This is a genomic window from Hymenobacter agri, from assembly GCF_054778495.1.
This window is the reverse complement of record NZ_BAAGZM010000165.1, coordinates 1-7,723: the sequence shown is the minus strand read 5'-3', so window position 1 is coordinate 7,723 and position 7,723 is coordinate 1. Positions and strand designations below refer to the sequence as shown.

Below are 7,723 nucleotides of genomic sequence, written 5' to 3'. Positions count from 1 at the left end.
GTGGCCTCACTGGTGCGCCGCAGCCGGCAGGTGCAGGCTGCCGAGCTCGACCAGCACCCCGAGCGGGCCGTGCGCAACATTAATCTGGCCAACGTGGCCGTCACAGCCAAGCGCGAAACTGTGCCGCGCGACGACCCGCGCCGCCTCTACGGGGCTACTGGCGGTACCGTCATCAACTTCGCCAACGACCCCAGCATGCAAACCGGGAGCAACGTACTGCAAATGCTGCAGGGCCGGGTAGCCGGTCTTTCCATCAGTGGCAATCCGCCCAATATGTCGGTGCAAATCCGTAATTCCGGCAGCCCGGTATTCATTCTCGATGGCATGCGCGTTGACGTAGATGCCGTCAACGCGCTTTCAACCGCCGACATCGAATCGATAGAAGTATTCAAGGGCAACGAAGCGGCCATTTTTGGCAATAGCGGCGGGGCCATTGCCATTTACACCAAGCGCGCCGACCCCAACTACAAAGGCCCCAATAAAGGCCTGGCCCCCGGCATTGCGACGATAAAGCTGCCCGGCTTCTATCCGGCCCGCGAGTTCTATTCGCCACGCTACAGCTCACTGCTGACCAACCCGCCCGCCGACCCCCGCACCAGCACCCTGTACTGGAACCCCCAGGTGCGCACCAACGCCAAAGGCGAGGCCGAAGTCCACTTCTTCACGGCCGATGGCGGCGGCACCTTCGAAGCCGTGGCCGAAGGGCTGGGCCGCGGCGGCCAACCCGGCCGGGGCAGCAGCACGTTCACCGTGAAGGGGAAATAGCTGTAGCCAGCTACCAAAACAAGCAAGCCCGTTGTGCAATGACATCGTCAGCACAACGGGCTTGCTTGTTTTGGTAGCTGGCTATTATGCTGGCACTTATAAGTTGCGGGCGGCGTTGCGGGCCGCAATTTCGGCTTCAGCCGCGGCGGCGGCTTCATCGCGCAGCTGCCAGGCCGTTTTGCGGCCACCGAGGCGCGACAGAACGATGCCGCCAATGGCCACAACGGCCGCTCCGGCCATTGCAGCCCAGCCTAGCTCCGACACTTCGCGCAATTGCGCCACCCACACCCACACCAACGCCCAGGCAACTACCAGCGGGAACACCAGGTCGCGAAACGCGCGGCTCATCACCAGGCCCAAGCCCACTACCGCGGCAATCAGCCCCAGCGTGAGCGTAACGGAAGCACCGTCGGCCGTTTGCCACCCGAAGGTGCGAATGGCAATGGTGAAGTTGATAACCGCTGCTACCGACAGCCAGCCCAATAGCAGTGAAAACGGCACCCCCACCAGCGCCGGCACAGCACCGGCAAAAATGCGGCGCCGGGTGCGGCCATACGCCACGGCCGTTGCAGCCAGAATCAGCAGCATGATGGCGGCGCTGACACCAATGAGCTCGTTGGCGAAGACCACCACCCAAGCCCCCAGCCCCAGGCTAGCCAACGTAAGCGGCTTGGCCACCGCATCGGGCTGCGAGAGCTGGCGCTGGGCCGGTAGCAGCTGCCATCCGGCATACGCCAGCAAGCTCAGGAAAATCAGCCCCCAAATGCTGAATGCCGGCCCCGCCGGCGTGAGCAGCGTGGGGTATTTGGCCGAAACCACCGCCTGCGTCTGCCCGGCAAAGGGCCGCCACACGGAATAGGCGTTGGTGGCAATAGCGCCCACAATGGCTAGGGCGGTGAGCCAGCGCCAGGCGCGGCCGGCGGCCGAGTGGCGGGGAGTGGCGTAGTGGTCGGGAGCAGTCGCGGTGAGGGGCATGCCAGAAAAAAGCTGTGCTTTCACCTACGTAAGCAGCTGAAAGACGGATGATGCAGCCCGGTACTACGTAAATGCCGCAATACCGGGCCGCAACGTTACACCTTCTCGGCCAAAAACCGCGCAGTGTGGTTGCTATCTTTCAATTTAACCATGTCTTCCGGCGTGCCTTCGAAGAGCAAATGCCCACCGTTGAGGCCGCCCTCGGGGCCGAGGTCGATAATCCAGTCGGCGCACTTGATAATGTCGACGTTGTGCTCGATGATGAGCACCGAGTTGCCCTGCTCGATGAGGGCGTTGAGGGCCCCCAGCAGCTTGGCAATGTCGTGGAAGTGCAGCCCGGTGCTGGGCTCGTCGAAAATGAACAGGATTTTATCTTGTTGAAGCGTAGCGCCTTTGGTGAGAAACGAGGCCAATTTCACGCGCTGGGCCTCGCCGCCGCTCAGCGTGTTGGCCGACTGTCCGAGGCGGATGTAGCCCAGGCCCACGTCCTCCAGCGGCTTGAGGCGCTCGGCCACTTTGGGCTGGCTCTGGAAGAACTGCACGGCGTCGGACACCGTCATTTCCAACACTTCGTCAATGCCCTTGTCCTGAAATTTAATTTCCAGAATATCCTGCTTGAATTTGTGGCCGCCGCAGCCCTCGCAGGTCAGGTAAATGTCGGCCATGAACTGCATCTCGATTTTCACCTGGCCCTCGCCCTGGCACACCTCGCAGCGCCCGCCGTCCACGTTGAACGAGAAGTGCGAGGGCTTGAGACCCCGCGCCTTGGCCAGTGGCTGCTCCGAAAACAGCGTCCGAATCTGGTCGTAGGCCTTCACATAAGTAACGGGGTTCGAGCGCGACGACTTGCCGATGGGGTTCTGGTCCACGAACTCGACGTGCGTCACCTGCCCGTTCACGCCGGTGAGGCGGTCGAACTTGCCGGTGCTTTCGCCCGCGCCGCCGCCCAGCATCTTCATCAGGGCCGGTGCCAGAATGCGCTTGATGAGCGTGGATTTGCCCGAGCCCGATACGCCCGTCACGACGGTCATCACGCCCAGCGGCAGCTTCACGCTCACGTTTTTGAGGTTGTTTTCGCGGGCGCCGGTCAGTTCCAGGGCGTTGCGCCAGGGGCGGCGCACTTTGGGCACCGGCACCTCCATGCGGCCGCTCAGATACTGGCCGGTGTAGGTTTCGGTATCCAGCAACAGCGCGTCCATCGTGCCCTGAAACATCAGGTTGCCGCCGCCGCTGCCGGCCTCGGGGCCGATGTCGATAATCTGGTCGGCAGCTTCCATCATTTTCTCCTCGTGCTCCACCACCACTACCGTATTGCCGAGCTGCTGCAACGAGCGCAGCACGCCAATCAGCTGCTCCGCATCCTTGGGGTGTAGGCCGATGCTGGGCTCATCGAGCACATACATCGAGCCCACCAGCGCCGAGCCCAGCGAGGTGGCCAGCGAAATGCGCTGGCTTTCGCCGCCGCTCAGCGTGTTGCTCAGGCGGTTCAGCGTCAGGTAGCCCAGGCCCACGCGGTTGAGGTAGCCGAGTCGGTTGGTGATTTCCGTAACGAGGCGTTCGGCCACTTTTTGCTCGTGCTCGCTCAGAGTCATGTTCTCGAAGAACTTCAGCGCCTCCGAAATGGGCAGCAGCACAATGTCGGCAATGCTTTTGCCGTCGATGCGCACGTACTGCGCGTCTTTACGCAAGCGGGTGCCGCGGCAGTCGGGGCAGGTGGTGCGGCCCCGGTAGCGGCTTTGCAGCACGCGGTACTGGATTTTGTGGGTCTGCTCGCTCACCCACTTAAAGTAGGAATCGAGGCCCTGGAAGAACTTGTTGCCGGTCCAGAGCAGGCGCTGCTCGGCCTGGCTGAGCTCGTTGTAGGGCCGGTGAATGGGGAAATCGAAGCGGATGCCGTTTTTCAGCAGCGGCTTCAGCCACTCGCCCTGCTTCTCGGTGCGCCAGGGCGCAATCGCGCCTTCGTACACCGTCAGACTCTTGTCCGGAATCACTAAGTCCTCGTCGATACCCAGCACCGAGCCGAAGCCCTCGCAGGTCTGGCAGGCGCCGTAGGGGTTGTTGAAGGAGAAGAAGTTGACGCTGGGCTCCTCGAAGGTCATCCCATCCAGCTCAAACTTGTCGGAGAAGGTCCGCACGTCGTCGCCGTTCAGGTGCACCACGCAGGTGCCGTGGCCCTCGAAAAAGGCGGTTTGCACCGAGTCCGACAGGCGGAATAGCAGGTCTTCATCATCGGGCCGCAGCACGGCGCGGTCAATCATGATGGACACGTCGCCCTTCACCTCGGGCTGCCCCTCCCCTATCAGGTCTTCAATTTGCGAGGTCACACCATCCACCACCACGCGGCTGTAGCCTTTTTGCAGCAGCAAATCCAGCTCCTTACTCATAGGACGCGTGGGGTCGGCGCGGTGCAGCGGGGCCAGAATCATGGCCTTAGTGCCCTCGGGCTGCGCGCCCAGAAAGTCCACCACGTCGGCCACATTATCCTTGCGCACCTGCTCGCCGCTGACGGGCGAATACGTGCGGCCCACCCGCGCAAACAGCAGCTTGAGGTAGTCGTAAATCTCGGTGCTGGTGCCCACCGTCGAGCGGTTGTTCTTGATGCTGACCTTCTGCTCGATGGCAATGGCCGGCGAAATGCCCCGGATGTAGTCGACGTCGGGCTTGTCCATGCGGCCCAGAAACTGGCGGGCGTAGCTGCTCAGGCTTTCCACGTACATGCGCTGGCCTTCCGCATACAAGGTATCGAAGGCGAGGCTCGATTTGCCCGAACCCGAGAGGCCCGTGACGACGATGAACTGGTTGCGCGGCAGGGCCACGCTGAGGTTTTTGAGGTTGTGAACCCGGGCGTTTTTGATGAGGATAAATTCGCGCGGGTCGAGGTTGTCAATGGCGTTGTCGGCGGGGGCCGAAACTTGCAAAGCGTCTTTTTTGGGCATAAACGAACTAACAGCGAAACCGGGCCGGAAGGTTTCGGCGGGGTGGCTGTGGCGGGGCAACGAAGGTACGGCTGGGGCGGGGGGTGAGGCCACATGATAACTACTTGCCGGACGCGACAACTGTATAGTAAGCTGGCTGCTTATGGGCCGCTACTTTGGGGGTCCTTTTTACCGAGACGTCAGCGTTTAGTTGGTTACTCCAATACACCGTGCGGTTCTTAACGGCCCCTCGCATACTACCCATGAAATCCTCTAAGTCGGTAAAATCAACCAATCCTACCTTGAAATCCGATACAGTACCATTATCGCTACTTCGAACATACTTTGTCTTTCGGCAGTCAAAGAGCGGGCAATAAAAAACGAGTGTTCTGCCAACCGGAATAACGATTTCAGTAAACGTGTTTTTCTCACAAATCTCATTAGCACTAGGGAGAAACCCACCTGTATATGTCCAGCATGCGGTCCAGCTGCAGCTCATTGTAAGAATCTTCCGGTCGTGATTGGTCTTGTTCCGAACAACCAGCTTGGCATACAGAACGAGTTGCGGCTTTCCAATCCCATTTTTAGGAGCTTGGTAACGATGGCTGAGAATCTCCGCCGTCACCACCAAGTCTTCCGGCGCGGTTTTCTCCGGCGCTTGCGCCACGGTGCGCAGCGCCAGCAGCAGGCAGGTCAGCAGGAGCAGTGCGGTTGTTTTCATAGCGGCTAAAGTTAGGTGCTGGCACTTATTGCCCGAGCAGTGTCGGCGGGGTTTATGAGAACGAGGTAGAGACGCAACATCTTGCGTCTCGTCGTTGAACGGCCCGGACTGGTATCGTCGAACGATTTCGTTCAACGCGGAGACGCGAAGTGTCGCGTCTCTACATCGTTTCCGAAATCTACTCGCCTCGTGCAGTAGCTTCGCTTAGCTGTATCCGCTTTCCGCTATGCCCACCTTTCCTCGCCTGCTCCTCGCCACTCTCCTCACTGCCACCGCCGCCCACGCCCAGACGGCCCCGCGCCCCAGCCTCAGCGGCGACTGGAGCGGCGAAGTAGCCACCCTGGAGCTCGTGTTTCACCTCACCGACCCAGCCGGTGGGCCGCGCATGGCCAAGCTGGACATTGCCGCGCAGAACGTGTCCGGTTTGCTGGTCGATTTTCAGGCACCCGGCGACAGCGTATATCTGCGCCTGAACAAGCCCGTTACGGCCCGCTTTGCCGGCCGCCGCTCGGCCGATGGACGCCAACTAAAGGGCGAGTGGCAGCAGGGGCTGCGGGCCTTCCCGCTCACCCTCACGCGGGCCGGCGCGGGTGAAACCATTGGGCCAAAGCGGCCGCAGACGCCGCATGCGCCGCTGCCGTACCAGTCGGCCGACGTGACGTTCCGCAACGAAAAGGCCGGCATCAGCCTGGCCGGCACCTACACCATGCCGGCCGACATGGGCCCGTTTCCGGCCGTGGTGCTGCTCACCGGCTCGGGACCCGAAGACCGCAACGAAACCTATCAGGGCCACCAGCCCTTCGCCGTGCTCGCCGACTACCTCACCCGCCAGGGCATTGCCGTGCTACGCTTCGACGACCGCGGCGTGGGCCAGAGCGGCGGCACGCTGAAAGGCACCACCAGCGCCGACTACGCCACCGACGCCCAGGCGGCCCTGGTCTGGCTGCGCGCCCAGCCCGGCATCCGCAAAAATCAGGTGGGCCTGATTGGCCACAGCCAGGGCGGCACCGCAGCCATTGAGGCGGCCGGCCAGCCCAATGGGCCCAATTTCCTGGTGCTGCTGGCCGCCCCCGCCTTGCCCGGCGACGAGCTGATTGTGCAGCAGTCGGTGGCCCTGGCCCGCTTGCAAACCACCGACCCTGCCCAGCTGGCCAGCACCGAAAAGACGCAGCGCGCCATGACCCAGATTATTCAGAAAACGCCCGACGACGCGCAGGCGCAATCGGCGCTGCTGCTCTACTATTCGGCCATCAGCCCGCAGCTGGCGGCCCAGGTGAAGCCCCAGCTGCTGCTGCTCACCACGCCCGACTACCGCCACCTGCTGGCCGACCGCCCGGCCCAAACCCTGGCCAAAGTGCATTGCCCGGTGCTGGCCCTGGGTGGCAGCAAAGACGTGCAGGTGCCCACCACCCCCAACCTGGCCGCCGCTGCCGCCGGCCTCAAAGCCGCCGGCAACCGCGACGTGACCACGCAGGTGCTGCCCGGCCTCAACCACCTGCTGCAACCCGCCGCCACCGCCGCCCCGGCTGAATACGCGACCATCGAGGAAACTTTCGCGCCGGCCGCACTGCAGGCCATCGCCGACTGGCTGACGAAGCACACGCCGCGCTGATACTGGCCGGCGGACTTGCCGCTGCCAGCCGGGCCAGCGGGCCCAGACCGTTGAAAAATCGGGCTGGGCACGGCCGGATAATTGCGTTGGCCCAGATTGAGGATTCGAAACATCTGTTGTATTTTTCACCTTCCAAACGCTTCCTACCGCCCTCAATTGCGCCAGAAAACAGGCTGATTCCATGATTCGATTTATACTTAGCGCACTCCTTCTACTCAGCTCTTTCCTATCTACCGCGGCCTTTGTGGCCACCGACCCCACAACTCCGGAGCCGCTCAACGGCCAGTGGCGCGGCCCGCTGAAGCTGCTCGGTGGCGAGATTACCCTCGTCATTACCATTGTGCCGCTCACCAACGGCACCTACTACGCCGCCCTCGACGCCCCGCAGCAGCGCATCAGCCGCATGCCGGTCGAGGTGGAGTTGAAGGGCGACAACCTGACCCTGCGCATCGAGCAGGCCGGCAGCAGCTTCGTGGGCAAGGTGCTCGACGGCGGGGCCACCTTCCAGGGCACCTGGAAACAGCCCGGCGTGACGGCCCCTATGACGCTGAAGCGCGCCATTGCTTCGGCCGTGGCTGCCACCAAGTTCAAGGCCGCGCCCCCGTACCGCGTGCACGACGTCACGTTCACTAACCCCGTGACCAAGCAAAAGCTGGCGGGCACGGTGACGACGCCGGCCGGCGAAGGGCCCTTTGCCGCCGCCGTGCTGCTCTCCGACTCGGGCCCGCAGGGCCG

The 7,723-nt window shown here is 62.6% G+C and carries 5 protein-coding genes and 1 pseudogene; 3 read left to right on the top strand and 3 right to left on the bottom strand.

Annotated elements, in window-relative coordinates:
* A partial coding sequence (locus ACYVDE_RS10285; protein WP_460501424.1) for a TonB-dependent receptor occupies positions 1 to 765 on the top strand: 765 nt, incomplete at its 5' end.
* A gap of 96 nt (positions 766 to 861) precedes the next feature.
* Here the strand turns inward: ACYVDE_RS10285 and ACYVDE_RS10280 are convergent.
* The 3 genes from ACYVDE_RS10280 to ACYVDE_RS10270 all read right to left on the bottom strand — a co-directional run bounded on the left by ACYVDE_RS10280 (position 862) and on the right by ACYVDE_RS10270 (position 5,376).
* Positions 862 to 1,740: a hypothetical protein gene (locus ACYVDE_RS10280; RefSeq protein ID WP_460501423.1), complete on the bottom strand. Its 879-nt coding sequence runs from the start codon at positions 1,738 to 1,740 to the stop codon at positions 862 to 864.
* A 95-nt stretch (positions 1,741 to 1,835) separates the two neighbouring features.
* Positions 1,836 to 4,676, bottom strand: a complete 2,841-nt coding sequence (gene uvrA, locus ACYVDE_RS10275; RefSeq protein WP_460501422.1) for an excinuclease ABC subunit UvrA — start codon at positions 4,674 to 4,676, stop codon at positions 1,836 to 1,838.
* A gap of 100 nt (positions 4,677 to 4,776) precedes the next feature.
* The gene (locus ACYVDE_RS10270) at positions 4,777 to 5,376 is read right to left on the bottom strand and encodes a hypothetical protein (RefSeq protein WP_460501421.1); all 600 of its coding nucleotides are present in this window, start codon (positions 5,374 to 5,376) and stop codon (positions 4,777 to 4,779) included.
* Between the two features lie 226 nt (positions 5,377 to 5,602).
* Here ACYVDE_RS10270 and ACYVDE_RS10265 point away from each other — a divergent pair, with 226 nt between their 5' ends.
* Positions 5,603 to 6,988, top strand: coding sequence for an alpha/beta hydrolase family protein (locus tag ACYVDE_RS10265; RefSeq protein WP_460501420.1), 1,386 nt, complete (start codon positions 5,603 to 5,605; stop codon positions 6,986 to 6,988).
* A 244-nt stretch (positions 6,989 to 7,232) separates the two neighbouring features.
* Positions 7,233 to 7,723: pseudogene (locus ACYVDE_RS10260) on the top strand (hypothetical protein); the annotation flags it as partial.

What these genes read in the sequence shown, in the direction of transcription:
- ACYVDE_RS10270 (WP_460501421.1), bottom strand. Translation starts at nt 5,376, where the DNA reads ATGAAAACAACCGCACTGCTCCTGCTGACCTGCCTGCTGCTGGCGCTG.
- ACYVDE_RS10280 (WP_460501423.1), bottom strand. Translation starts at nt 1,740, where the DNA reads ATGCCCCTCACCGCGACTGCTCCCGACCACTACGCCACTCCCCGCCAC.
- uvrA (WP_460501422.1), bottom strand. Translation starts at nt 4,676, where the DNA reads ATGCCCAAAAAAGACGCTTTGCAAGTTTCGGCCCCCGCCGACAACGCC.
- ACYVDE_RS10265 (WP_460501420.1), top strand. Translation starts at nt 5,603, where the DNA reads ATGCCCACCTTTCCTCGCCTGCTCCTCGCCACTCTCCTCACTGCCACC.